Below are 25,881 nucleotides of genomic sequence, written 5' to 3' on the forward strand. Positions count from 1 at the left end.
TCATTATACCTACTTTTTTAATGATCTTCCACCTTTGGAATCGTATTATTTGTAACAATCGTATTACTGAATGCATTGACTGATTCAACTTGTGTTACTTTATCAGCTGTTTCGATTGCTACATACCAGATAGGTACATAAACATTTTTTTCACGTACTTTAAGAATACAGGAGTACGCCAATTGTCGCCATAAAATCTTTGAACCTCGGGAAATTTTGTTATTTATATATAATGTTTTGATTGCATCTTCTTCTGTGTGTAATTCTGTTTTCTCACGCAGCTGTTCAATACCTGAAAGATGTGTCTGGGTGTATTTGGTGACTGCGTAGCGGTTATCTACCTTATCCAATGAAAACACGATTTTCGCTGTATCATCATAGAAAGGTAAACCTTCGTACACTTGACTTGCTTCAATTTCAGGAGAGTCTCCACCTAGTGTCGAGAAATGCTTCATATAAATATAATCAGTGCCAAACAATACATCATCTTTATTAGCTAAAAAATCTGCAACAGAATGACCTAACTGATCAGGATCAAACGTACTCTTTTCTGATTCTGTTTCTGATAATGTCTTTGTTAGCACATCATCATTTAATACGACCCCGCTACTTAACAAACCTCTTTTATCTGAACTACGGCGATAATCCGTCAGTTCACTGCTAAGATCTGTTTCTTCTGCACTAAGGTAATACCCTTGACGACTTTCAGAGGAGATTTTCCCTGTATATGAGATGTCATCACTGGCAAGGCGTTGCTGGATCGATTCTGTTTGATCAGAGCGAATAACATTGTTTTCTTGATTTACAGCATCATGGTAACTACTGAATAAGAAAATGTTAAGACCTAAAAAGGCAACGAAAAAGATCCATTCAATCTTTTTAAAATCCATTTATTTCGCCTCCGATCCTGGTAACCTTACAAGCAACTCACTTACGGAATACCATTGTTCTTGATATTTCACATACCATTCTGGCAATAGATCGACGACACGATTCGTTTCTTTGATATTTTGCCATGTATACCCTACGATGATCGATTGGATTTTCCCTTTATCTGCACCTTTATCGACTAAATTTTGAATCACATTTTCTGTATTTGGTAATTCTACTTCCTCATCAGAAGGGATCGGCACTTGGATCGTATTCAAACTTGTTTGGATATTCACCTCAGACCCGCCGGAATCATCACCAATCTCAATTCCAACCTGTCCCTTACTATCCGAACCAAAGACGGGAAATCCTTCTACAAATATCCGATAATCGATTTTATTTCCCTTACGATCAAAGTAGCGCATATTACCAAGAGAACTACCTAGCTTACTAATGTAAGGGAAACTTTCGGAAAAAATATCGCCAGAGGCTTCTTCCGGAGTTTCTCCCCGAAAATCAACGACTTGTGTGTCCGAGTGGATCGACATCGTTTCATTTCTATCATAGAAAATCAATTCACTGCTCTCATCATTATTCTTTACTTCGTCAGGTTTTTGAAAAAAAGCATTTCGAAATACTGTATATGGTTGTTGTGACAAGATGTAACTATATTTCTTCAGTTTCACCGGATTTTTTGTATCATACTGCGTTGCCATGATAGATGGTTCAGCATTCATTTCTGTCCATTTAATACCTGTAGCTTTTAATTCTTTCTCTAGATCCGACCAATCGATCGAAATACTCGCCTCATAAATCGTGTGATCAGAATAATTGATAAAACGTACTTTATCCTTTTTCTCATCAAATTGGATACGATTGAAATAAGGCGTATCATCTTCCTTGGTAATTGCTGAAATATCAAAATTCAAATGAAAGGCATCTTTATATTCGCTTAAAAGCAAAGGTGCATTATACGTAAGTTCGACACCCTCATCAATTGTTTTTGTCTGATTGAACTTTTCTAAGTTTCCAGAAACTACTTCAGAAAGTCGACCAAATCTTGCTCCTTCAACGACCGTTTGTAAACGGGTAATAAGATTCTCACTGTTTGTTTCTTTCAGCGATCCAGCATTTATCCAAGTTAGATGCAACGGTAGAAATACCTCTGATGCTTTACGATAATTTTGAGATTCCACTAATTGCGAGCTAGTTTCATCGACATTGATCGATGTCTTTCCTGCTGGGCTTAACCAAATGGCATAAGAGAAATAGATGCTTAAAGCAATCATCAAAATCAGTCCGATCCGAACAACTTTTTCAGATATTTTCATTCCCACCATTCCTCCTCATAAGGTTCATATGGTAAAGAAATATAGAAAGTTGAACCTTGTCCTTCTTTACTTTCTGCCCAGATTGCACCACGATGTGCTTTTATCACTTCTCTTGAAATCGCAAGACCCAGCCCAGTTCCTCCTTGGGCTCTTGCTCGTGCTTTATCAACACGGTAAAAGCGCTCAAAAACTCGGTTCAAGTCTTTTTTAGGAATCCCTAGCCCTTGGTCTGTAATGCTTAAAATCACATTATTGTGTGTTTCTAGTAATCGACAGGTGATCGTTCCACCATCTGGAGAATATTTGATTGCATTATTCATGATATTATCCACCACTTGAATGATCTTATCTGTATCGATTTCCACCCATAGATCTCTTTGGGTAAATTCTCTTTTGATCCGATAATTTTTTTCCTGATTACCAACCATCATATCAAATCGGTCAAGTACAAAATTGACTAGTTCATTGAAATTCACATATTCTAGTTGAAGTTGCGTATTTCCTGTATCCATCCTTGAAAGATTTAGCAGATCATTGATCATCCGAATCATCCGATCCGTTTCATCTAGCGTAACTTTTAAAAAGTTAGGGGCAACTTCTTCGTCTTTCCAAGCACCTTCACTTAATGCTTCGATATAGCTGCGCATACTCGTCAATGGTGTCCGCAATTCATGTGAAACATTCGATACGAACTCACGTCGTTCTCTTTCTGTTTTTTCTTGCTCTGTGACATCATGAAGAACCGCAACTAAACCACTGATAAATCCAGATTCTCTGCGGATCATCGAAAATTCTACGCGTAAAATCATTTGGTCACTTTCCATCAATCCCGTTGAACGGTCGAGAACCATTTCATTCGGATCTTCCAACAATTTTCGTAACGTGTACTCTTCTTCAATGTCCAGTAGTGTTAAGATCGACTGTCCGATCGCCTCTTCATTTTTTACATCCAACAATGAGATCGCCATGTCATTGATCGTGATCACCTTGCCTCGACGGTCTGTGGCAATTACTCCATCTGTCATATGAGAAAGGACGCTATCTAGCCGATTTCTTTCAGCTTCCATCGTATCTTGTGCTTCTTCGATACGTTCAGCCAATTGATTGAATGTATCAGCCAGTTGCCCCAATTCATCTTGACCATGGACTTTGACTTTCCGACTATAATCTCCTCGAGCGATCCGAATCGCCTGCTCACGCATCTCTCCGATTGGTTGGGTGATGGAACGCGCGACTAGGACGGAAACGATCATAGAGATAAATGCAGCAATCAATGAGGCAGTAAAGAAGATAAGTGCGGTATTATTGATTTCTGAATATTTTTGTTCGATATTGCTTTTGACGTAAAGAGCCCCGATAACGGCATCACCGGTCGGGGATAGGATAGGTTGAATATTGATGTTCACCCGCTTATCGTCATTGTCGAGTGCTACATAGCGTTTGGTTGTGAAGTCATTGATGTCGACATAATCATTTTTTTTACCAATAGAACTTTGCTCACTCACATCTGTTGTCCCACGTATGATCCCTTTTTCGTCCACCACACGCATCTCCAGAATATCGCTAGATGCACTCGTTTCAATAAATCGCTTGATATTCGCATTTACTTCGTCTGTATCTGCACTATCTTTACGATTCAACTCAGGGCTGATCGTAGTTGCTAATGATTCAACCGTCTGATTCATATCTTTGATAAACGTATTGATCGTTGAACGTTCCAGTCCTCGGATGAAATACGCTCCAATAATTTCAATAGAGATCAGCAAAATCAAAATAAATGTAATGGCTATTTTAAAATTGACTGATCGAAAAAAGCGGACTTTCCTTTTCATCAACTACTCCTGTTCTTGGTTACGTAAATAGTAACCGACACCTCGACGCGTCACTAAATAATTAGGGTGACTCGGATTATCTTCAATTTTTTCGCGTAAACGTCGTACTGTAACGTCCACTGTTCGTACATCCCCAAAATAGTCATAACCCCAAACAGTTTGTAATAAGTGTTCACGGGTCATCACTTGACCAATATGTTTGGCTAAATAAAAGAGCAATTCAAATTCACGATGTGTCAATTCGATCGTTTCTCCTCGTTTGGTTACCATGTACGCATCTGGATGGATCGTCAAATCGCCGATCACTAATTCTGACGGCGTTTCTTCCTCTACTTCTTTAGATGCAGTTGCTCCTCTGCGAAGATTTGCTTTGACCCGAGCGACTAACTCACGATTAGAAAATGGCTTGGTGACATAATCATCTGCGCCTAATTCTAGTCCTAAGACTTTATCGATTTCAGAATCCTTTGCCGTTACCATAATGATCGGCATATCGTAAGTTTTGCGTACTTCACGAGCCACTTCCAGTCCATCCATTTTTGGCAACATCAAATCCAGTAAAATCAAATCAGGTTCTACCTCAGTCACTTTTTCCAAGGCTTCTTCCCCGTCATAAGCAGTGTAAACATCATAGCCTTCTTTGGCTAAATTAAATTTGACGATATCCGAAATCGGCTTTTCGTCATCGACAACTAAAATCTTTTTCATAAAGAGCCACCTCTTTTTTATTTATTGTCATACTCTTCTATTATAACTTATTTCCGAATATGTTTCATCTCTGTAAAAAACAAGGTCTCAAAAGCCTTTTTTAAAAGAAAAAAGGTGGAACAAAAGTAAAAACCACTTTTGTCTCACCTCTAGATTCGACTAATCGATGACTATGGCAAACACTTTTCTAAGAATAAAGCGAATATCCTCAAAATTTTAAGAACATTTTTTTGACCTTTATTCCTTGAACCTTAGCATTTCCATTTTCGATTCTTCAAACGAATATTTCTGTTTCTCGCTTCTACAGTTTCTTGCTGTCATCACTCAGAATGACACTGACCTCACATCAAGCTTCGATGGTATCTAGATCTTCGGTTTCCAAGAGGTATTTTGCTACAAGTGCCGCAATGATTCCCCCGACGATTGGTGCTACTACGAATACCCAAACTTGATCCAATGCTTGTCCGCCTACTAAGAATGCTGGTGCTAGACTACGAGCTGGATTGGCAGACATTCCAGTCAACGGTACACCCACGAAATGGACTAGTGTCAATGTCAATCCAATAACGATCCCTGCTAGTCTACTGTTTCCTTTGCTTGGACTTGTCACTGTCATGATCACTAATACAAAAATAAATGTGAGGATGATTTCAACTGCCAAGGCACCACCTACACCCATTTCAAATGTATTTTGCCCTAGATTGTCGACACCTTTACCAGCAGAATCTAATATGCCCGCCAAGGATAATGACGCCGCAAAAGCCCCAACGATCTGTCCCGCAATATAATAAAATAATTCAGTTGTTGTAATGCGTTTGTTCAACCACATTGCAATTGAAACAGCTGGGTTCAGATGTGCACCTGAAATCGTTCCGATACTATATGCTGCTGCAATGATCGTCAAACCAAAAGCCAATGCAATCCCAGTAGTACCGACGATTCCTGAAGCACCACCGCCTAGTACAGCCGCTCCCGTTCCTACAAAAACTAAAATATACGTACCAATAAGTTCAGCAATTCCTTTTTTCATAAAAAAACACCTCCGCTTCTGATTATAACATTTTCTGCAAACTTTCAATAACATATATTATTAAATATTGTGTCATTTAAAAAATGTCCTCCTTACGTAGCTCCATTAATGGAAAACTCCGCAAAAATTACCAAGAAAATAGTTTGTCCTTCACAGATGGATTTCCAGCCTGACTTTTTCGAAAGACTTCTTCACTACATTCTTGGTATTCTTTTCAACGATTATTTAGTTTTCCAAAACTTGTATTCCTACACCTAGCAATCCCGGCCCTGTATGGACAACTAACGCTGGAGAGATTTGTCCAAAGTAAACGTGCTGTGCTTGAGGAAATTCAGTTTTTAGTCTTTCCACCATTGCGATGGCTTCCTCTTTCGCATCACCGTGTGCAACCGCTAGATTGAACACTTTAGCTGTGCCAATTCGTTCGCGCACATAGCCAACTGTTTTATCTAAACTTTTCTTACGACCTCTTGCCTTGCCAACAGTATAATAAATACCTTCGTCGTTACAAGAGATGATTGGGTTTAGTTTTAACGCATTCCCAAGGATAGAAGCAACCAAACCGATACGTCCACCTTTTTGCAGATATTCTAAAGTCGCTACATTGAAGAACACTTTTGTGTGCTCAACTAGTTCGTTCAACTTGTCGATCAATGTCTGCCATTCGACTCCTTCTTCTAACCACTTTGCTGCTTGGATCGCAGAGAAACCTGCTCCGATTCCAATGTTCTTCGTATCTAATACATGCGCTTCCAATTCTTCTTGCTGTTCTGCGATCAGTCGTACGATATTGAAAGTACCGCTTAACCCACTAGAAATAGTAATAGCTAACACTTTATCGTAGCCATCTGCTTTGATCTTTTCAAAAATCTTAGTGATCGTTTCGCCATCTGGTAGAGAGGTTCCAGGGATTTCTTGCGGTAATCTTTGATAGATCTCTTCTGGCGTAATATCGACTTTATCTGTATAAACTTTATCTTTATAGATGATTTTTAATGGGATAACATACATCTGATATTTTTCAATCAATTCTTGTGGTACATCTGTACCAGAATCTACTAAAATAGCAATTTTATTTTTCATTTTTTTTCTCCTCAATTAAATACTCTGTTTCTAAGCTAATCGTCTTTTCTGCCAATAACTTCATCGCAAAAGACAACGTGGCAGACCGAACAGCAATATATTCCACCGGCGTTTCTTGATCAAGGAACGGTGGATAATTTTCTCCTTGCGCTAGTCGGCTGACCATTTTGACCGCAGTTTCTTGTTCAGAGCAGAATAGATTGTAGGCTTCGCGGATTCCTACTGTTTTCCCTTGAAATAAGATACCTTCCTTGATTTCAGGAATCGTCAAGACCTGTTTCAAAGTCGTGATCGCAATCAAAAATGCCACATGTTCTTTGTTATATCTTTTCTTGACAGGCGCTGGTATCATCCCAAGTTTCACATAATTATTGACCATTGATGAGGTAAGTAAAGGATGCTTTTCTCCTTGAATGACTGGAGAAAGATAGCGATCGACTAATGTTCTCACTTGATCCATATAAAGATCTAAATCAGGAAGTTCTTCCCAATGTGGCAAGTGGAAATCTTCTAGGTCTTTTCCCCACTCGATTAATTGTTGCTTCATCTTTTCCATGGTTTTATCTCCCTTTTTTGTTTTCATTTACATCTTATCAAAGTTATCAAAAACATTCAATCTAGTTACCTTAACTAGATGAAAAGTTTATATTAATTTTGCATTTTAAAAAAATATTGAGAAAAAACAAATACAATTGCCCACTTGTTATGACTAACTAACTGGGTAATAGATCTTCTCTATATCAAGAAGCCTTTTATGCATAGGCTTTCAATCTCCCATGGTAAAATGTACCTGAACGGAGGGAACGAGAATGATTTCAACAGATAAATACTTCCAAGGGGAACAAAGAAAATATCCTTTTTTTGAAGGATGGTATTTTAAGCAACAAATCGAAAAAGACGTTTATGCCTTTATTCCCGGTTATTCAGTTGGGGAAGATGGCCTGAAATATCCCTTTATCCAAGTCATCAATCATGAGCATTCCGAAATGTTCTATTTTGAACCTCAAGATCTATGGATCAAAGAAGATCAATTATTTGTTAAGATCGGGACAAATGTATTTAGTGAAAAAGGACTTTTTCTGTCATTAAAAGGTCCGAACTTAACGATCCAAGGGACGATCACATTTGGCGATTTTACTGTGCTAAACAAATCAACCTATGCTCCCAGTATTATGGGGCCTTTTTCTTATCTCTCATTTATGGAGTGTTACCATGGCATCTTAAGTATGAGGCATTCTTTAAAGGGAACTTTAGTATGGAATGGAAAAATCATTGATTTTACGAACGGTATTGGTTATTTGGAAAAAGATTGGGGCAGTTCTTTTCCAGCTACGTATCTCTGGGCACAATGTAATCAGTTTGCGACTTCCGAAGCGAATTTTTTCTTTTCTGCAGCAGAAATCCCCTTTATGGGTAGCCGCTTTTTAGGTATCATCTCTGTATTGCATTATCACGGGAAAGAATATCGTTTTGCTACTTATTATGGTGCCAAGATCATGGATATCTTCTGCGAAGAAAACCAGCTGATTATAACAATCAAGCAAAAAAAATATATATTACAGATCAAAGTCCTGCAAAATGGGGGGCATCCATTGATGGCTCCTCACAAAGGACTGATGAATCGTGTCATTCGGGAAAAAGCTAGTACTGAGATGACAGTGACTTTACAAAAGAACAAACAGATTGTGTTCCATCAGTCAGGAATCGCTGCTGGATTCGAACAAGTCGGGAATTTGCATGGATACACTTACTGATAGAGCAACCAGAATGAATAAAAAGCCCCCATTGAAAGTGAACTTTCAGTGGGGACTTTTCTCTTTGTTTCTTTAAGCATCGTTAAGATTAGGAGACCCGCCGCGGGTAACGGCGGGAAGGAGTAAAAAAATGAAAAAGTGTTAGGGTTTGTTCTCTTACAAGAACTTTTGTTGGTTGGTATACTTATATAATAGGGGGCATTTATGAATAATCTATGAATGATTTCCTATAAAGAAGTAAAGTTTTTTTTGAATTTTTACAAACGCAGACTTGCATTTTAAAATCCATAGTGCTACTATTATAAAGTACTTTTCATATGGGCCGTTAGCTCAGTTGGTAGAGCAGCTGACTCTTAATCAGCGGGTCGCGGGTTCGAGCCCCTCACGGCCCATTGGGTGCCAAACCCACGTCATCAGTACATCTTTGGCTACTTCGGTAGTTTCGAAAAAGATGTACGTGATGACATTTTTTTGTTTTCGGGTAGGATTTTTGGGTATTCACTCATCATTGCTTGCGTTTGATTCGATATTCTATACTTATTGAGGATACCTCTTAGCAAAACTAATGTTATACTATTTTTGTAATGCAATTATTTTTTGAATCGTCTGTAGTACCCCTTGTTCATCATTTGATCGAGTGATGAAATTCGCTGCTGCTTTTGTTTCCTCAAAAGCATTTTCCATCGCAAAACTGTACGTAGCAGCATTCAACAATTCGATATCATTTAAACCATCACCAAATGCCATCGTTTCTTCCTTGGTGACCCCTAACAGCTTTTGCAATTCTTTCACTGTCGTTCCTTTATGCACACCCGCATTTGAAATATCGATCCATGCGGCTTCAGAAGCAATGATATATGCCTGTTCTTTGAACTCCATCAGTTCCTTTACATACTCAAAACATCTTTTCTTTCTATCATAGACAGTGATCTTCACAAAATCTTCGGTTATTTTATTAAGCTCTTCTACCAATTGAACTTCTCGATAGGAACCTCTCACCATCTGTTTGTCCTCTTCAGACGTAGTTTCTTTGATCATCGCTGCAGTCGGCGTACAAGCAATGATCGTATAATCATTGGCAATTTCTTCTAGTTTATTGATCAGTTTGATTCCAAGATCATTCGGCAACAACGATTCGTAAACGTATTCATTGTTGTGCTTGATGCGTGTCGCACTATCACCTAAGATCCATAAATCCTTAGAAAGTTCTGGTCCAAAAAGTTCTTCTACACGTTCACATTGTTTTCCTGTACAAGGAGCAAAGTAAATCGCTTGGTCATCCATCGATCCTTTTACTTGTTGATAAAACTCCTTATCGAAGCTACCCTTACTATCCAAAAATGTTCCGTCTAAATCAGTCAATATCAATTTGATCATGTGTTACTCTCCCCTACTCACTAAAATGTCCTTCTTTCCTCAGTGTAACAACTGGCAGCAACAAGTCAATCCATGCTCAGATTTTTGCAACCTCATTTACAAAAAAACATCTAGAATAGAATTGGTTCTTCTACGCTAGATGTTTTCTTATTCCCCATTGAATTTGAAAAGTATTCTTATTCTTTCCAGCTATCGACTGTTTTTTGATTTTCTTTGATCCAGTCTTGTGCTGCTTGTTGTGGTTCTTTTCCATTGTTGATTTCCAACATGACTTTTTCCATATCTTTTTCTGTCCAATGGAATTTATCTAATACTTTATAAGCTTCAGGCTGATCTTCTTTTAATCCTTTACGTACAACTGTGTGGATTTCTTCAGCATCTCCCATCGCTTTTTTCGGATCTTCCAAATATTTCAGATCATATTTAGCAAACATCCAATGTGGTGTCCAACCGGTGATCACAATTGGTTCATGCTTTTTGATTGCTTGTCCTAAAGCAACAGTCATTGCGCCTGATGAGGAAGTTTCGACAGTCCATCCTTTTAGATTATCGTATTGCTTGACCGTGTTTTCCGCTGCATTGACGACGCCTGCACCAGGTTCGATCCCAGTAATTTTTTTATCTGCTTGGTCAGTTAAATCTGCAATAGAGTTGACATCCATATAACTAGGTACAGCTAGGCCGACTTTAGCACCTGTTAAGTTGGCACCTAGATCGTTGATTTGATCTTTGTATTGTGCATATTGTGAACCATGTGTTTTTGGCAACCATGCAGAAACCATCCCATCTGACTCACCTTTTGAAACAGATTCCCACATGATGGAGTTATCAAGAGGAGTGATTGTAACATCATAGCCCATTCCCTTTAACACTTCCGCAACAACATTTGTTGAAGCGACCTCTGTATCCCATTCAACGTAAGAGAGATTGATTTTTTTCGTTTCTTTTGCACTTGAAAAACTACCTAAACCGATCGCACCTAAAAGCACTACGACTACAGCCCCAATGATGATCCCTTGACGCTTTTTATTTGGTTGTTTTGAGCCATTTACTGCTTTTTTATTATTTGGTTGGTTCAAATGCTGTGTGAAACGGTCAATGATGATCGCCAAGATGACTAATGCTACCCCATTAACGAATCCGTTACCGACTTGCGCACGTTGTAAAGCAGATAACACGCCACGTCCTAAGCCAGGTGCCCCAATCATTGAAGCAATGACAACCATTGAAAGAGATAACATCGTTGTTTGGTTGATCCCAGCCATGATCGTACTTTTAGCTAATGGCAATTCTAGTTTGAATAATTTTTGCCAGCTTGTACTACCAAATGAATCAGACGCTTCGACCAACTCTTTTGGTACTTGGCGAATCCCTAAGTTCGTAAAACGAACAGTCGGTGGTAAAGCAAAGATGACAGAGGCAAATACCCCAGGCACCATACCAATCCCAAAGAAAGCAACTGCTGGAATCAAATACACAAATCCTGGCATTGTTTGCATAAAGTCAAGAATTGGTTTGATGATACTTTGAGCTTTACTGCTTTTTGCCATCAAAATACCTAGTGGCACACCAATGACGATAGAAATAACGCTGGATAATAAAACGAGCGTTACTGTGTTCATCAAGTCTGTCCACAATCCTTGATTATAGATAAACCATAAGCCAATCAGTGTGAAGAGCGTTAATCCTGGACGTTTTTTAGAAATAAAGAAAGCAATAATCGTTAATATCAAGATAAACAATGGTGCGGGAATGACCAAAAGTAAATTAGTGATCCCTGACATTACTGCTTGACCAATTGTTTGTAAAAATGAGAATAATCCTGCAAAGGTCGTTGTAAACCATTCTGTGATGTTCTCTACCCAATCAGCGACTGGTAATCGATAGTTCAATAAATTATTCATCATCACTCACCTCACTCGTTTCTGCTAATGCTTCGATTACACTACCGCGAATGACAACACCTTTTAGTTTGCCATTATCCACAACGGCTAGAGGAGTTGGGGAGTCATAAATGATATTGAAGATATCACTAACCACCATATCTTTACCAATCACCGTTACATTTTCATCTAAGAAATCAATCAATGGACGTTTTTGACGTCTTGCTTCTAATGCTTGATCTGCAGTAATGATCCCTTTAAGATGTCTTTTTCTATCAACAGCCATCAACATACTTACTTCTTCATTCCTCATTCTAGTTAGTGCTACATTTGGCCCATCTGATTCGATGTTCGTCGTTAAAGCAGGTACCATGATGTTTTGGGCAGTCAGTACTTTTGAACGATCGACTTCTTCAACAAATTCACGGACGTAATCATTCGCTGGATGGGTCAAAATTTCTTCACCAGTCCCAATCTGCATGATTTCGCCATCTTTCATCAAAGCGATTCGATCACCAATACGTAATGCTTCATTTAAATCATGTGTGATAAAAATGATTGTTTTTTGTACGTTCGCTTGTAAATCAAGTAACTCATCTTGCATTTCCTTACGGATCAAAGGATCAAGAGCAGAAAAAGCTTCATCCATCAGTAAGATTTCTGGATCATTCGCTAATGCCCTAGCTAGACCGACGCGCTGTTGCATGCCTCCAGATAATTGACTAGGATATTGATCCTTGAACGAAAGCAAACTTGAATTTTCCAATGCTTGCTCTGCTTTTTGTTGCCGTTCTTCTTTTGGTACTCCACGAACTTCTAATCCATATTCAGTATTTTCTAAGATCGTCCGATGAGGGAATAAGCCGAAATTTTGAAAAACCATATTGATTTTATGGCGGCGTACTTCACGAAGTTCTTCTTTACTTAATTTTGAAATATCTTCTCCATCAATATAGATATTTCCAGAAGTCGGCTCGATCAATCGGTTCAGTAAGCGGATCAATGTTGATTTTCCACTACCTGAAAGCCCCATGATCACGAAGATTTCTCCTTCTTGCACATCAAAACTTGCATCATAAACACCAACGGTCGCGCCAGTCTTTTTTAATATATCTGTCTTTGGTTGACGGTTCTTCATCATTTCCAAAGCAGCTTGCGTTTTTTTACCAAATATCTTTGTTAAATTTTTTACTTCAACTTTTACCAAACAAATTCTCCTTTACCTATGTAAATTCATTTTTCTTTCTGAAAAAAGTGACCACACTATACTAACATCGTGTAGTCACTTTTGTCAAAAACGCTAACTATATTCTTTTAATCAAACGAAAAAAAGCTCGGCAAATCCCTTTTAGATTGGGATTTACTAAGCTTAAAATTTGATGAGAAAAAGCAACTCACTTGCAACGCTAATTTTCTGGATAAAAGAAATTAGTCATTCGCTGTAATGTAAATTCATTTCCAATAAAGTGGACTGTATCCCCCGCAGTAAATTTAGCATATGGGCCAGGCGACACAAGCAACTCTTCTTCATGCGAGATTGCAATCACCGTCGCACCAGTTGCTTGCCAGATATTCAACTCGCTGATTGACTGATCGAGATGCGTTGCCTCATTCGTCAATAATAGTTCAAACGGCAATAAGGGGTTCATCTTGTGGATCCTCTTCGTTTGATTTACCAGTTGATCCAGTAATTGAGAAAAGTGATCCAACTCTTCTTGTTGCTTTTCCACACTCGCCATGATCTCCGCTTTTGTTTCTTGGATCGATTGGACATCCTGATATTGCAACAAAAAATCTTTTGCCTTTTCTTTTGATGCTACAAAGGCGCCGCTTCCGTGACGAACCTCCATGATTCCAAGATCGACTAGCACATTGATCGCTTTTCTCGTCGTTTCAGGAGATGCATTATATGTACTTGCTAACGTAGATCTCGCGTGTATTTTCTCACCGATTTTGTAACGATTTTCCACAATCCGTTCTGCCAAATCAACAGCAATCTGTTGATATCTCGGCCGAACGATTTTTTTCTTCCCAGCCATATTTTTTCCTCTCTCTTCTACTTTTCTGTTCCATCTTACTATGGGAAAGAAAAATAAGCAAAAGGTTGTGAACCTAGCGCTATGACCCGAGCATTAAAGAGAAACTACTCGAAACAGCTCTTCATGTTTTGAGTAGTTATGATTTAATGCCGAAGGTCAGCTAGGTGAACACCGTTGATTGTTGTGAGCTCAGCGTTATGACCCGAGCATTAAAGAGAAACTACTCGAAACAGTTCTCCATGTTTTGAGTAGTTATGATTTAATGCCGAGGGTCAGCTAGGTGAACACCGTTGATTGTTGTGAGCTCAGCGCTATGACCTGAGCATTAAAGAGAAGCTACTCGAAACAGCTCTTCATGTTTTGAGTAGTTATGATTTAATGCCGAAGGTCAGCTAGGTGAACACCGTTGATTGTTGTGAACCTAGCGCTATGACCTGAGCATTAGATCATGCTTGAGGAAATAAAGCGCCACACGGAAATAGTCAACGAAGACATTCACATGTGGCACTTTATTTTGCTTATTTAATTTATGTTTATTTCGTACATTTCTTTATGCAGATGTGATTTTTTCTAACTAGAAATCAGTCCACCATCGTTTTCTTCTGAACCTTCTTTACAGGACAGGCACTTTTACATTCATCACATGTTTTTCCTGATTTTAATCGCGAATAAACGATAGCTGCTGCACTGCCAAATATCAAGACGCTTAATAAAAATGTTGCCATATTATTGTTCACCTTCTAACGAAATGGTTAATACGTTACTAGTCTTTGCTTTCTTTTTCAATAATGCATAACAGATACCAACGATACATATCCCTGCCAAATAAGTTGGGATGACTAAATGTCCCCCTTCAAACAAGTGAGAGAGCTGATAGATAATAAAGCTGATCAAATAAGCAAAACCGCATTGATAGCCTACTGCGATCATCGTCCACTTCGCAGAATTCATTTCCCGATGGATTGCGCCAATTGCGGCAAAACAAGGAGCACATAGCAAATTGAATGCTAAAAATGAATAAGCAGCAGCAGATGTATACGTATTTTGCAATGCCAGCCAAATTTCTTGACCATTTTCAGAAACTTCTTTGTGCCCAAATAAAATGCCAAAGGTACCAATGATATTTTCTTTCGCAATCAGACCGGTGATGGTAGCCACAGTCCCTTGCCAGTTTCCCCAGCCAAGCGGTTGGAAAATAGGGGCAATCACACGTCCAAAGCTTGCTAAGATACTTTGACTTTCAGGCACAGCTTGTCCGATAAAATTGTATGAAGATGTAAACCAGATAAGGATACTTGAGACAAAAATAATCGTGCCAGCCTTTTTCACGAATGACTTACTTCGATCATATGTCTGTCTTAGAATGATCGACCATTGCGGCAAATGGTAAGTTGGCAATTCCATGATGAAAGGAGACGTGTCTCCAGCAAATAATTTGGTTTTCTTCAACATGATCCCAGAGATGACGATGGAAGTCATCCCTAAAAAATAGGCAGAAGGAGCAACCCATGAAGCATGAGGGAAAAATGCTCCAGTAATCAATGCAATGATAGGCAATTTTGCAGAACAGGGCATAAATGTAGTGACCATGATCGTCAACCGTCTGTCCTGCTCATTTTCAATCGTTCGACTTGCTATTACACCCGGCACCCCACAACCAGTAGCAATCAGCATGGGAATAAATGATTTTCCTGAAAGTCCAAATTTTCGGAACAATCTGTCCATCACAAACGCTATCCGTGCCATGTAGCCGCAGTCCTCTAAGAAACTCAAGCATAAGAAAAGAACGATTAATTGTGGGAGAAATCCTAAAACAGCCCCAACTCCAGCAATGATCCCATTTAAAATCAATTGTTGCATCCAGTCAGCTACTTGCCACTCAACTAATAACTGTTCAATATGGTTTGGCAACCAACCACCGAACAACGTATCGTTGACCCAGTCGGTTCCGATCGTCCCAATCGTTTGGATGGCTAGATAATAGACAAACCACATAACAAAAGCAAAAATAGGTAATGCAAACCACCGATTGGTAACGATCCGATCGATCTTATCACTGATAGAAAGCTGAAAAGAGTCCTTTGTGACCACACAAAGAGCCGTTAATTGGGTCAACCATTCGTACCGTTCGTTGATGATGATCGTCTCGCTATCTTCATCAAATATCTTTTCAGTCAAACGGATCAATTGTTCGACTTCCTTTAATTGCTTTGCAGAAATTTTTAGACCTTTCGGAATCTCAGGATCGCGCTCAAACAGTTTGATCGCATACCATCGTTTAAAAACGGGAACACTCTTGTCTAAAACATCCTCAATTTCATGCAATGCTGCTTCTAGGCGATCATCATATGTACAAGAGAGCGGTGTTGGCAGCTTCTTATAGGTCGCTTGTATGATCATTTCTGTTATTTTTCCTAGTCCTTCCCTTTTCAATACACTGATAGGAACAACAGGAACGCCTAACCCATAACTTAATTTTTCACTATTGATTTTTCGACCGTCTTTTTTAACGACATCCATCATATTTAATCCCACAATAACGGGAATACCTAAATCAAGCAATTGTGAAGTCAAATAAAGATTTCTTTCCAAATTCATGGCATCTACGATATTGACGATCACATCAGGCCGTTCATCAATCAGATAATTTCTAGCAATCACTTCTTCAGGCGTATAGGGGGAAAGGGAATAGATCCCCGGTAAATCTTGAATATAGATGGTAGGATGTTTCTTCAAGTGCCCTTCTTTTTTTTCGACGGTCACGCCGGGCCAGTTTCCCACATATTGATTTGCGCCTGTCAATGCGTTGAACAGACTCGTCTTTCCACTATTTGGATTACCGACTAGTGCAACTTTCATTTTATCTACTCCTCTTTTTGAACCAGGATCAAGGATGCTTCTTCTTTACGGAGTGTCAATTCATACCCTCGTAATGTGATTTCTAAAGGGTCGCCTAACGGTGCTAATTTTCGTACAGTAACACGCACGTTTTTAGTCACACCCATATCCATCAGACGTCGTTTCACTGCACCCTTCCCATGAATGGCAACCACCACACCACTTTCGCCTGTAGTAAGCTGGTCAAGCGAAGTCCAACTTTCTTCGGAGAACTCGCTTTTTTTTACGATAATCTGGCTTAATAACTCACGGTTGACCGCGATCCGATTATTTTTTAGGAGTAAAATCGAGTTGCTGCCAGATCGATTGATAACGACGATTTTACTTCCTATGATAACTCCTAAATTTTGCAAGTGCTTTTTGACTGAGTCACTGGTCTGTATTCTTTCAATCTGATACACAAGATTTAGTTTGGCTTCTTCTAAAGTTTCCATCAAAGCTCCCTTCTTGTGAAAAAAGTCTTCTATAACTTTTCTCCATTTTATCTATCCATTCAGTCCCAATCCATCTCATTTATTGAGAATCATTCTCACAAAGAATACTCTCTCTAATTGAGAATGTCAATGTTACTTGTGATTTTTTGAGCGTATTTTCATTTCTTTTGATTTTTGTGTGTAAAAAAAAACTTTTTCCCAAGTTTTCCACAGTATTTGCTGTACTAAAACAAGCTTTTTTTCACTTAACGCTTGTTTTCAGCTGTTTTTCAAAAACCACAAAACATAGTATTCCACAGTTTCCACAACACAACATGTAGTGTCTGTCGTTTGACTTTTTTACTAATAGTTTTATACTATTCATTATAGATAAACAGCAGAGTCAGGAGGAAAACAAAAATGAACGTAAAAATATTTTCAAAAAACAATTGTATGCAATGTAAGATGGTCAAACGCTTTTTAGCGGACAACCAAATCGACTTTGAGGAAGTCAATATCGATGAACAACCTGAAGCCATCGATTGGTTAAAAGCACAAGGCTTTCAAAGTGTACCTGTGATCACTTCAGACGTTGAAACAGTGATTGGTTTCCGTCCAGATCAATTACGCAAACTTGCTAGCTAATGAACTGTCAATTGGAATGTATCTCTAATCGGATTTGATGGAAGTGAGGACTCTTTGCCCGAACATCCCCCAAATCCTTTTTTACAGCATCAAAAGAAAGAATTTACCAAAATAAGAAATGAAGGTTGGGCGTATTTATGAGTCTTAAACAATTAAAAGATGTCAGCTATTTTAAGTTAAACAATGAGATCAATCGACCTGTGAATGGTCAGATCCCTTTAAATAAGGATAAAGAAGCATTGACTGCATTTTTTGAGGAAAATGTTAAACCAAATACAATGACTTTTGCTACAGCAATGGATAAAATCAATTATTTAATCACTCATGATTATTTGGAATCAGAATTTATTCAGCTTTATTCCCCTGAATTTATTGAAAAGCTATATCAATTTTTAGACAAACAACATTTTACATTTAAATCATTTATGGCTGCTTATAAATTTTATTCACAGTATGCATTAAAAACAAACGATGGTTCTGCATATTTAGAATCTTATGAAGATCGTGTAGCTTTCAATGCTCTTTATTTTGCAAATGGTGACGAAGACCTTGCTCTTTCTTTAGCCGATGAAATGATCCACCAACGCTATCAACCAGCTACACCTTCATTCTTGAATGCTGGGCGCAAGCGACGCGGTGAATTAGTTTCCTGTTTCTTGACACAAGTGACAGATGATATGAATTCGATTGGTCGTTCCATCAACTCAGCTCTACAACTGTCTCGTATTGGTGGAGGTGTAGGTATTACACTTTCTAATTTGCGTGAAGCAGGTGCGCCAATCAAAGGATATGAAGGAGCTGCTAGCGGGGTTGTTCCAGTAATGAAACTTTATGAAGATAGTTTCAGTTATTCAAATCAGTTAGGTCAGCGTCAAGGAGCTGGCGTGGTTTATTTGAATGTTTTCCATCCGGATATCATTGCCTTTCTTTCAGCAAAAAAAGAAAATGCAGATGAAAAAATTCGTGTTAAAACACTTTCTCTTGGTGTCATCGTGCCTGACAAATTTTACGAATTAGCACGTAAAAATGAAGACATGTATCTGTTCAGTCCCTATAGCGTTGAAAAAGAATACGGTGTCCCATTTTCTTATGTCGACATCACTGCTGAATACGATAACTTGGTCGCTAACCCTAATATCCGTAAACAAAAAATCAAAGCACGCGATCTTGAAAATGAAATTTCAAAATTACAACAAGAATCTGGCTATCCTTATATTATCAATATCGATACAGCCAATCGTGAAAATCCAATCGATGGAAAAATCATCATGAGCAACTTATGCTCTGAGATTTTACAAGTACAAACACCTTCTGTTATCAATGGAAAACAAGAATATGAAGTATTGGGAACAGATATTTCATGTAACTTAGGTTCAACAAATATCGTCAACTTGATGGATAGCCCAGATTTTGGTCATTCAGTCCGTACAATGACTCGTGCATTGACTTATATCACAGATGCCTCAGATATCGACGTTGTTCCACCAATCCAACATGGAAACAAATTGAACCATACGATTGGGTTAGGCGCAATGGGCTTACACACATTTTTCGCCAAAGAACAAATGGAATACGGCTCTGAAGATTCATTGGACTTCACAAATATTTATTTCATGTTACTAAACTATTGGACACTTGTAGAAAGCAACGCGATTGCTCGTGAACGAAAACAAGTATTTCATAATTTTGAAAAATCAGCTTATGCAGACGGTACTTATTTTGATAAATATGTTACTGGAGAGTTCCAACCAAAATCAGAAAAAGTGAAACAATTATTTTCTGGCATTTTTATCCCAAGTGCTGAAGACTGGGAAAACTTGAAACAAGCAATCATGAAAGATGGATTGTATCATCAAAACCGCTTGGCTGTTGCACCAAATGGATCAATTTCTTATATCAACGATACAAGTGCAAGTATCCATCCGATCACTCGTATGATCGAAGAACGCCAAGAAAAGAAAATCGGTAAAATCTATTATCCAGCACCTTATCTTTCAAACGAAACAATTCCATATTATACTTCTGCTTATGATATGGATATGCGAAAAGTGATCGATATCTACGCCACTGCACAAAAGCATGTCGACCAAGGAATGAGTTTAACTTTATTCATGCGTTCTGAAATTCCAGAAGGGCTTTATGAATGGAAAACAACAACCAAACAAACGACGCGTGATCTAAATATTTTAAGACACTATGCTTTCCATAAAGGTGTAAAATCAATTTATTACGTACGTACCTTCACAGACGATGCAGAAGAAATCGGCAGCAACCAATGTGAAAGCTGTGTCATCTAATTGGGTAATCAAGAATATTTAGGACTGTATTTCAAATAAAGGAGCATCACTCATGTCAGAAACTTATTATGAAGCAATAAACTGGAATGAAATTGAAGATGTCATCGATAAATCTACGTGGGAAAAATTGACTGAGCAATTTTGGTTAGACACACGTATTCCTTTATCTAATGACTTAGATGATTGGCGTACCCTTTCTCAATTAGAAAAAGACACTGTTGGTCATGTTTTTGGTGGATTGACATTACTAGATACCGTTCAATCAGAAAGCGGAATGGATCAATTGCGCAAGGATGTTCGTACCCCTCATGAAGAAGCAGTATTGAACAACATCCAATTCATGGAATCTGTTCATGCAAAAAGCTATTCTTCTATCTTCAGTACACTGAATACAAAAAAAGAAATCGAAGAAATTTTTGAATGGACGAATACAAATCCTTATCTGCAGAAAAAAGCAGAGCGTATCAACGAAATTTATAAGCATGGCACACCTTTAGAAAAGAAAATTGCCAGTGTGTTTTTAGAAACATTCTTATTCTATTCTGGTTTCTACACACCACTTTACTATTTAGGAAATAATAAATTGGCGAATGTCGCTGAAATCATCAAATTGATCATTCGCGATGAATCTGTGCATGGTACCTACATTGGGTACAAATTTCAGCTAGGCTATAATGAACTTCCTGAAGAAGAACAGGAGCAATTAAAAGATTGGATGTATAATTTGTTGTATGAATTATATGAAAATGAAGAACGTTATACGGAAGAATTATACGATCCAATCGGTTGGACAGAAGAAGTAAAAACTTTCTTGCGCTACAACGCAAATAAAGCTTTGATGAATCTAGGGATGGACCCACTCTTCCCAGATACAGCAAACGATGTAAACCCAATCGTCATGAATGGGATTTCCACAGGAACAAGCAACCATGACTTCTTCTCTCAAGTCGGTAACGGCTACTTACTTGGTCATGTTGAAGCCATGAAAGACGATGACTATTTGATTGGATTAGACTAGACTGTAAAAGTGATTCGGTTTGAGTAAAATAGGCTGGGACAGAAGTGTTTAACTCCGAGAAATAAGCTATCCTTCACTAAGTATACAACTAACTTTCGTGAGAGATAGCTTATTTTTCATCTTGAAAATTTTTGTTTCCTTTCGCATGCTATTTTATTTGCATAACATCCTCATCTAACTTTCGTCAAGATTTCCGTCAAATTTTCAATCTTCTCATCTGCCAAAGATTGATCAATTGCGAAGGGTTGTTGCAACGCCAACGTATACAAATTAGCTCGCTTAGCGGCTAAAATACCTACCGGAGAATCTTCAATGGCTAAGTGATGTTCTGTTCCCAGCAACTCTTTTGTCCGTTGATAAATTTCAGGATGAGGCTTACTTTCCTTTACATGATCTCCACTCATGATTACATCAAAGTAGGCACCCAACTGACAATCATCAAGCATTTTTTTGATTTCACGCCTTGGTGAGGAAGAAGCAATTGCTAATTTTACCTGCCTTTCTTTTAAGGCTTTTATTACTTGTGGCACTTCTTTTCTTAAAACATCGGGATAAAATATCGGATACCTTTTACGATAATCCATATACTGTAGTTTTAGTTTTTCTCTTTTTTCTTTTTCTGGTATTAGGGTATTCCAAATCCCCTGCTCTGTTTTACCTAAACAATCCAATAGATCACTTGTAGTAGGTTCCTCCTTTATTTCCTCGAAGAAAGCCATTCTCCTTTCAAAATAAAACCGTTCTGTATCAACTAAAACACCATCCATATCAAAAATCACACTATCGAACATTTTTTACTCTCCTTTATTCGAAATAATTTCATGGATCAATCGTACTTCTAAATCTGAAAGTTCAATGGTATAGGCTCTTTCTACTTCTTGAAAAGCTTGTTTAATAGCGGCCATCTGACTTTGATACATTTGTTTATATTTTTTTATATCTTCTTGAGGATCAATATTTTCTTTACGTAAAATCCGTTCAACCATACAACAGCAATGGAGATAGAGTAAAAATCGACGATTACTATTAAAAGATCTATCTAAGATTTTTTCTAGTCTTTCAATCGCTGCTTTAACAAGTGCCAAAACTTTTTCTACGTCTAAAATAACTAAATTTTCAATCATCTTTTTGAGAGAAAAATTAAATATCAAATCATCTCTCAACTTCATTGCATCGATCTCTACTTCATGTTCAACGAGCCGGACCAATTTTTCTACTTCATCTCCTGTAATCAACTCTTCTAACCCTATATAGAGAATATCATCTATTTCAGGGTCCTCTGTACCAATGATTGCTAAAACATCGTAAATCTGAAATGGCAATTCATTTTTCTTATATTGTCTCAATTTTTGATAATCATAGGGAATTACTACTATCTCTTTTTCTACATTGTCTAAACTTTTAGTCAATATCTCTTGGATCTGTATAGCGCTCCCCATCCCCGTATAGCAGCAAGTTAAGATAACTTTTTTCCGATTTCTTTCTGGTAAAATAAACTGCTTTTTTATTCGATTCTCCACTTGAAAAGTTTCACTGATTTCTATAATTGAACGACCTTGCGTGATTTCTTGACCGATTTCTAATAACAACGGGGTCGAAACAGAATCAATCATCAGCAAAGGTCCGCTGATTTTATTGATCAATCGCTTACTTAACTGATTCAAAGAACCCATATCAATCAGTAAAATTAGACCAGCTTCTGTGTGATAATTTTCAATATAGTGGATAACCTGATCTTCAATCTCTGATATCGTGCTGTCAAGAGGCATATCAAAAGCCTGAAATAAATTTTTCTTCAACATACGATTTGCTACATTTGCCATACTGCTAGCGGTCGTGTACCCATGTGCTAATACTAGTGCTTTGATTTTACTTGTGCCTTTCGTGATATTCAAACTATACAAGTAGAATGTAATAAATATCAAATCTTCTTCTAAAAATCGGCACTCCATCCGACTAGCTAATTGACTCAATAGTCTTTTAGCAAACCAAAGTGCCTCTCCCATCGCTTCATCTAAAAACTGAAGAATACGTGGCTTGATAGATAGCCATCTTGGGTCTTCACCTAACAACATTTGATTCTCTTTTAAATAGAGAAAATTGGCAATAACCAGTATACGGTGTCCATCTTGTTCGAATCCATAGTTTTCTGTCATGAACTTCAGCGTAGAACGGATATGGTAAGTTAAAAAGGTGAACAAAGACTCTTCGGTTGAAAAAGAAGGGCGAAAAGTAAATTCATCCATCAATATTGTGACTCTACGAATAGTTTTATCAATGAATCGCTTCGTTTCTCGTTGTTCTTCATAGAATAAAAAATCAGCTAATAGATCGGTAAAAAAATCAGCTAATTTTACTAATTCAACAGATTGGAAATTTTGCGGTTTCGTATGTGGAAGATAAGTACAGGGAGTAGCAACTTGCAGGTTGTCCATCACCTGATCTTTTAATTTTACTAAGCATTCCCGAGGTAAATCTTTGATTGAAACATTCACTTGAGTTCTTTTTTTATCTCTAGCATATGCACTCCCACACGCATATTTGATGATATTTTTTATTTTCCCTACATTTCCTTCGAAATCAGAATGCTGTAAATAGTGGATAACTTTTCTTGATACAGATAATTCCTTTTCCAAAATATTGCTTTCTTCCAGGAAAAAACTATCTACTAAGCTCGCTCGTTCTGTAAGTGAACGTTCCTTAAAACTTGGCAGCCCTACGATTACAGGTAATCTACGCAAAAAAGTTGGTAAGAAGGTTTGTTGTAGATCCTCTGTCGTTGCAAAAATCAATCGGACATTGGCTTGTTTCTCGATTCCATCGTCCCCAACTGGTGTATATTTCCCCGTATCCATAAAAGAGAATAATTTTTCTTGCCCTTCACTCGTCAATCGATGCACTTCATCTAAAAACAAAAATCCTTGATTTGCCTGATGCAATAATCCTTCCTTATTCTGCTCTGCTCCTGTGAAAGCACCCTTTGTATAGCCGAATAAGATACTAGATAATAATTCTGGATTATTGAAATATTGAGCACAGTTCAGAGAAACAAACGGTGCTATCTTTTTGACGACCCCCTCTTGAACAGCATAATCATAGATTTTATGTGCTAAAAAGCTTTTTCCTGATCCACTTGCTCCGCAGATCATGATTGGCAAGCCATTTCCCGGATATAAAACTGCCGTTTTAATTTGTTCAATTTGACCTTTCAAACTACCCTTTGCACCAATTACACTAGCTAAAGGAGATTCTTCAGCTGTTTCTTCCAACAATTCATCTAATGAAGAATAATCCGTTTTTCTAGGAACAAAAAAACAATGTTGAAATGTCTCCCGATGTAAAAATAAAACCGGATATTCTCTGATTTTCAGTAAAATACCTTCTTGGTACGCGTGATTCAAATATCCGCTAACTGTACTACGATTTAGTCCTACTGCCTCAGAAATTGCTTGTGCAGACAATAAAGATGACTCACCTTCATTTATCGTTCTTGTTTGTTGGATTAAATAATCTGTAATAGCCTGATTCATTTGAACACCTCTTTCGTTTTTCTTAGTATAAAATAGAGGTTAGAAAAGTTGCATACTGATTTGAGCATTCGTGGTGAAAAAAAGGAAACTGTTCTCACTTTTATTACTGATACAATAAAGAAACCGCAAAACACGCGTATATGCTTTGCGGTACTTGTGACTCATCTACTCTTTGACATTTAGTACTCTAATTTCCACATATAACGGCGTTTTGTCAACGGATGTTCTCTAGCAATAGCTAATTCTTCTGCGTACACTCGAAAAACAGCTGTAATCACCATTGGATTGAAGTAATCTAGTACTTCGGTAGGAACATGTGCTGACAGCCCATGATCCAATGCATCAACTACAGTTGTTTTAGCATTGAAACGTTCTAAAAATGTTAGGGCACGACTATCGATTTTTCTAGTTTTCCCCTCATTCATCAACAAGATGAATGGAACGTCTTTGTCAACGATCTCAAATGGTCCATGGAAGAATTCGCCACTATGGAATGTTCCTGAATTGATCCATTGCATTTCCATCATTAAACAAATTGAAGTGGAATAAGCAACTTCATGAGTAGCACCACTGCTCATCACATATATCACAGAATCTTCTTTATATGCATCTGCGAATTTTTTTGCATCTAATCTCGCACTTTCTGCAGCTTGTTGGCATAAATCATAAATGTTAGCAAAACCTCTCTGTATTTTGTCGTAATTCACGTATCCCTCTACTTGATTCAAAATTTCCACAGCTAATTGAAGTGCATAACCTGTTTTTTCCAGTTTTGCTGCATAACTTTCAGAAAAACGATGGTAAATGACATAGTCTGCCTCTTTTGTTAACGGTGAATCTACTGTCCGTGTCAAACTGATCACATGGGCATTTCTACTTTTGGCTACAGCATTTGCCTGAACTGTTTCTGGTGTTGTTCCGCCTAACGAAGCAGTAATCACGATAGCTGTTTCGTCAACAGAAGTAGGCGTAGCATAATTGAATTCATTTGCTGTATAGTGACTGATACGTAATTTTTTTGCCTCTTGATCCAAGAAATATTTTGCTGGATACAAGTCAGCTTTTGATGCGCCACATCCGACAAAAAAGACAGATCGTATTTCGTTTTTTTGAACAATTCCCTCAATAATTTCCTTTGGATTCATTTGATGAATACCCCCTAAATTTATAGTT

The 25,881-nt window shown here is 37.9% G+C and carries 21 protein-coding genes and 1 tRNA gene; 5 read left to right on the forward strand and 17 right to left on the reverse strand.

What is annotated here, in order from left to right; all coding sequences use genetic code 11:
- Positions 1-17: 17 nt before the first annotated feature.
- From CJZ72_RS02750 to CJZ72_RS02780, 7 genes are all read right to left on the reverse strand, one after another.
- Positions 18-890, reverse strand: a complete 873-nt coding sequence (locus CJZ72_RS02750) for a two-component system regulatory protein YycI (RefSeq protein ID WP_095443601.1) — start codon at positions 888-890, stop codon at positions 18-20.
- Positions 891-2,201 (reverse strand): YycH family regulatory protein, encoded by a 1,311-nt coding sequence (locus tag CJZ72_RS02755; protein ID WP_095443602.1) that lies wholly within the window; start codon positions 2,199-2,201, stop codon positions 891-893.
- Positions 2,198-4,033 carry a cell wall metabolism sensor histidine kinase WalK gene (walK, locus tag CJZ72_RS02760; RefSeq protein WP_005878932.1) on the reverse strand — a complete coding sequence of 612 codons (1,836 nt, stop codon included), beginning with the start codon at positions 4,031-4,033 and terminating at the stop codon, positions 2,198-2,200. The genes CJZ72_RS02755 and walK overlap by 4 nt, the downstream gene beginning before the upstream one ends.
- A gap of 3 nt (positions 4,034-4,036) precedes the next feature.
- Complete coding sequence (gene yycF / locus CJZ72_RS02765) at positions 4,037-4,741, reverse strand: response regulator YycF (RefSeq protein WP_005878934.1); 705 nt, start codon at positions 4,739-4,741, stop codon at positions 4,037-4,039.
- Positions 4,742-5,087: 346 nt separating this feature from the next.
- The gene (locus CJZ72_RS02770) at positions 5,088-5,771 is read right to left on the reverse strand and encodes an MIP/aquaporin family protein (protein ID WP_081134086.1); all 684 of its coding nucleotides are present in this window, start codon (positions 5,769-5,771) and stop codon (positions 5,088-5,090) included.
- 225 nt (positions 5,772-5,996) lie between these two features.
- The gene (locus CJZ72_RS02775) at positions 5,997-6,854 is read right to left on the reverse strand and encodes a DegV family protein (RefSeq protein WP_005878938.1); all 858 of its coding nucleotides are present in this window, start codon (positions 6,852-6,854) and stop codon (positions 5,997-5,999) included.
- Positions 6,844-7,410: a DUF1836 domain-containing protein gene (locus CJZ72_RS02780; RefSeq protein WP_081134085.1), complete on the reverse strand. Its 567-nt coding sequence runs from the start codon at positions 7,408-7,410 to the stop codon at positions 6,844-6,846. The genes CJZ72_RS02775 and CJZ72_RS02780 overlap by 11 nt, the downstream gene beginning before the upstream one ends.
- Positions 7,411-7,663: 253 nt before the next feature.
- On the opposite strand from CJZ72_RS02780, the gene CJZ72_RS02785 reads away from it, so the two are divergent.
- The gene (locus tag CJZ72_RS02785) at positions 7,664-8,608 is read left to right on the forward strand and encodes a tocopherol cyclase family protein (protein ID WP_095443603.1); all 945 of its coding nucleotides are present in this window, start codon (positions 7,664-7,666) and stop codon (positions 8,606-8,608) included.
- A 319-nt stretch (positions 8,609-8,927) separates the two neighbouring features.
- Positions 8,928-9,000, forward strand: a tRNA-Lys gene (locus CJZ72_RS02790).
- 181 nt (positions 9,001-9,181) lie between these two features.
- Here CJZ72_RS02790 and CJZ72_RS02795 read toward each other — a convergent pair.
- The 7 genes from CJZ72_RS02795 to CJZ72_RS02825 form a co-directional block, all read right to left on the reverse strand.
- A complete protein-coding gene (locus tag CJZ72_RS02795) occupies positions 9,182-9,985 on the reverse strand; it encodes a Cof-type HAD-IIB family hydrolase (protein ID WP_081134083.1) in 804 nt (267 codons plus the stop codon).
- Positions 9,986-10,161: 176 nt separating this feature from the next.
- Positions 10,162-11,889 (reverse strand): ABC transporter permease/substrate binding protein, encoded by a 1,728-nt coding sequence (locus CJZ72_RS02800; protein ID WP_081134082.1) that lies wholly within the window; start codon positions 11,887-11,889, stop codon positions 10,162-10,164.
- Entirely contained in the window at positions 11,882-13,075 is a 1,194-nt protein-coding gene (locus tag CJZ72_RS02805; RefSeq protein ID WP_005878949.1) for a quaternary amine ABC transporter ATP-binding protein, read from the reverse strand. Before CJZ72_RS02805 ends, CJZ72_RS02800 begins: the two co-directional genes overlap by 8 nt.
- Before the next feature lie 199 nt (positions 13,076-13,274).
- Positions 13,275-13,907 (reverse strand): GntR family transcriptional regulator, encoded by a 633-nt coding sequence (locus CJZ72_RS02810; RefSeq protein WP_005878951.1) that lies wholly within the window; start codon positions 13,905-13,907, stop codon positions 13,275-13,277.
- A gap of 581 nt (positions 13,908-14,488) precedes the next feature.
- Entirely contained in the window at positions 14,489-14,632 is a 144-nt protein-coding gene (locus CJZ72_RS02815) for a hypothetical protein (RefSeq protein ID WP_016177900.1), read from the reverse strand.
- Position 14,633: 1 nt separating this feature from the next.
- Positions 14,634-16,766, reverse strand: a complete 2,133-nt coding sequence (gene feoB / locus CJZ72_RS02820; RefSeq protein WP_095443604.1) for a ferrous iron transport protein B — start codon at positions 16,764-16,766, stop codon at positions 14,634-14,636.
- A gap of 5 nt (positions 16,767-16,771) precedes the next feature.
- Positions 16,772-17,239, reverse strand: a complete 468-nt coding sequence (locus CJZ72_RS02825) for a FeoA family protein (protein WP_081134080.1) — start codon at positions 17,237-17,239, stop codon at positions 16,772-16,774.
- Between the two features lie 399 nt (positions 17,240-17,638).
- Between CJZ72_RS02825 and nrdH the strand changes: the two genes are divergently transcribed.
- From nrdH to nrdF, 3 genes are all read left to right on the forward strand, one after another.
- Positions 17,639-17,863, forward strand: a complete 225-nt coding sequence (gene nrdH / locus CJZ72_RS02830; protein WP_081134079.1) for a glutaredoxin-like protein NrdH — start codon at positions 17,639-17,641, stop codon at positions 17,861-17,863.
- 137 nt (positions 17,864-18,000) lie between these two features.
- A complete protein-coding gene (nrdE, locus tag CJZ72_RS02835; RefSeq protein ID WP_081134078.1) occupies positions 18,001-20,160 on the forward strand; it encodes a class 1b ribonucleoside-diphosphate reductase subunit alpha in 2,160 nt (719 codons plus the stop codon).
- A 52-nt stretch (positions 20,161-20,212) separates the two neighbouring features.
- Complete coding sequence (nrdF, locus tag CJZ72_RS02840; protein WP_016177897.1) at positions 20,213-21,178, forward strand: class 1b ribonucleoside-diphosphate reductase subunit beta; 966 nt, start codon at positions 20,213-20,215, stop codon at positions 21,176-21,178.
- A gap of 170 nt (positions 21,179-21,348) precedes the next feature.
- On the opposite strand, the gene CJZ72_RS02845 is transcribed toward nrdF, so the two are convergent.
- The 3 genes from CJZ72_RS02845 to CJZ72_RS02855 form a co-directional block, all read right to left on the reverse strand.
- Entirely contained in the window at positions 21,349-21,969 is a 621-nt protein-coding gene (locus CJZ72_RS02845; protein WP_081134077.1) for an HAD family hydrolase, read from the reverse strand.
- Between the two features lie 3 nt (positions 21,970-21,972).
- The gene (locus CJZ72_RS02850) at positions 21,973-24,708 is read right to left on the reverse strand and encodes a sigma 54-interacting transcriptional regulator (RefSeq protein WP_095443605.1); all 2,736 of its coding nucleotides are present in this window, start codon (positions 24,706-24,708) and stop codon (positions 21,973-21,975) included.
- A gap of 179 nt (positions 24,709-24,887) precedes the next feature.
- Positions 24,888-25,853, reverse strand: a complete 966-nt coding sequence (locus CJZ72_RS02855) for an SIS domain-containing protein (RefSeq protein WP_081134075.1) — start codon at positions 25,851-25,853, stop codon at positions 24,888-24,890.
- Between the last annotated feature and the right edge of the window lie 28 nt (positions 25,854-25,881).

This window comes from Enterococcus durans, assembly GCF_002277935.1.
GTDB lineage: Bacteria > Bacillota > Bacilli > Lactobacillales > Enterococcaceae > Enterococcus_B > Enterococcus_B durans.

What these genes read in the sequence shown, in the direction of transcription:
- CJZ72_RS02850 (WP_095443605.1), bottom strand. Translation starts at nt 24,708, where the DNA reads ATGAATCAGGCTATTACAGATTATTTAATCCAACAAACAAGAACGATA.
- CJZ72_RS02770 (WP_081134086.1), bottom strand. Translation starts at nt 5,771, where the DNA reads ATGAAAAAAGGAATTGCTGAACTTATTGGTACGTATATTTTAGTTTTT.
- CJZ72_RS02795 (WP_081134083.1), bottom strand. Translation starts at nt 9,985, where the DNA reads ATGATCAAATTGATATTGACTGATTTAGACGGAACATTTTTGGATAGT.
- nrdE (WP_081134078.1), top strand. Translation starts at nt 18,001, where the DNA reads ATGAGTCTTAAACAATTAAAAGATGTCAGCTATTTTAAGTTAAACAAT.
- CJZ72_RS02785 (WP_095443603.1), top strand. Translation starts at nt 7,664, where the DNA reads ATGATTTCAACAGATAAATACTTCCAAGGGGAACAAAGAAAATATCCT.
- CJZ72_RS02780 (WP_081134085.1), bottom strand. Translation starts at nt 7,410, where the DNA reads ATGGAAAAGATGAAGCAACAATTAATCGAGTGGGGAAAAGACCTAGAA.
- CJZ72_RS02825 (WP_081134080.1), bottom strand. Translation starts at nt 17,239, where the DNA reads ATGGAAACTTTAGAAGAAGCCAAACTAAATCTTGTGTATCAGATTGAA.
- CJZ72_RS02755 (WP_095443602.1), bottom strand. Translation starts at nt 2,201, where the DNA reads ATGAAAATATCTGAAAAAGTTGTTCGGATCGGACTGATTTTGATGATT.
- CJZ72_RS02775 (WP_005878938.1), bottom strand. Translation starts at nt 6,854, where the DNA reads ATGAAAAATAAAATTGCTATTTTAGTAGATTCTGGTACAGATGTACCA.
- CJZ72_RS02815 (WP_016177900.1), bottom strand. Translation starts at nt 14,632, where the DNA reads ATGGCAACATTTTTATTAAGCGTCTTGATATTTGGCAGTGCAGCAGCT.
- CJZ72_RS02800 (WP_081134082.1), bottom strand. Translation starts at nt 11,889, where the DNA reads ATGAATAATTTATTGAACTATCGATTACCAGTCGCTGATTGGGTAGAG.
- nrdH (WP_081134079.1), top strand. Translation starts at nt 17,639, where the DNA reads ATGAACGTAAAAATATTTTCAAAAAACAATTGTATGCAATGTAAGATG.
- feoB (WP_095443604.1), bottom strand. Translation starts at nt 16,766, where the DNA reads ATGAAAGTTGCACTAGTCGGTAATCCAAATAGTGGAAAGACGAGTCTG.
- CJZ72_RS02750 (WP_095443601.1), bottom strand. Translation starts at nt 890, where the DNA reads ATGGATTTTAAAAAGATTGAATGGATCTTTTTCGTTGCCTTTTTAGGT.
- CJZ72_RS02845 (WP_081134077.1), bottom strand. Translation starts at nt 21,969, where the DNA reads ATGTTCGATAGTGTGATTTTTGATATGGATGGTGTTTTAGTTGATACA.
- CJZ72_RS02810 (WP_005878951.1), bottom strand. Translation starts at nt 13,907, where the DNA reads ATGGCTGGGAAGAAAAAAATCGTTCGGCCGAGATATCAACAGATTGCT.
- CJZ72_RS02855 (WP_081134075.1), bottom strand. Translation starts at nt 25,853, where the DNA reads ATGAATCCAAAGGAAATTATTGAGGGAATTGTTCAAAAAAACGAAATA.
- walK (WP_005878932.1), bottom strand. Translation starts at nt 4,033, where the DNA reads ATGAAAAGGAAAGTCCGCTTTTTTCGATCAGTCAATTTTAAAATAGCC.
- nrdF (WP_016177897.1), top strand. Translation starts at nt 20,213, where the DNA reads ATGTCAGAAACTTATTATGAAGCAATAAACTGGAATGAAATTGAAGAT.
- yycF (WP_005878934.1), bottom strand. Translation starts at nt 4,741, where the DNA reads ATGAAAAAGATTTTAGTTGTCGATGACGAAAAGCCGATTTCGGATATC.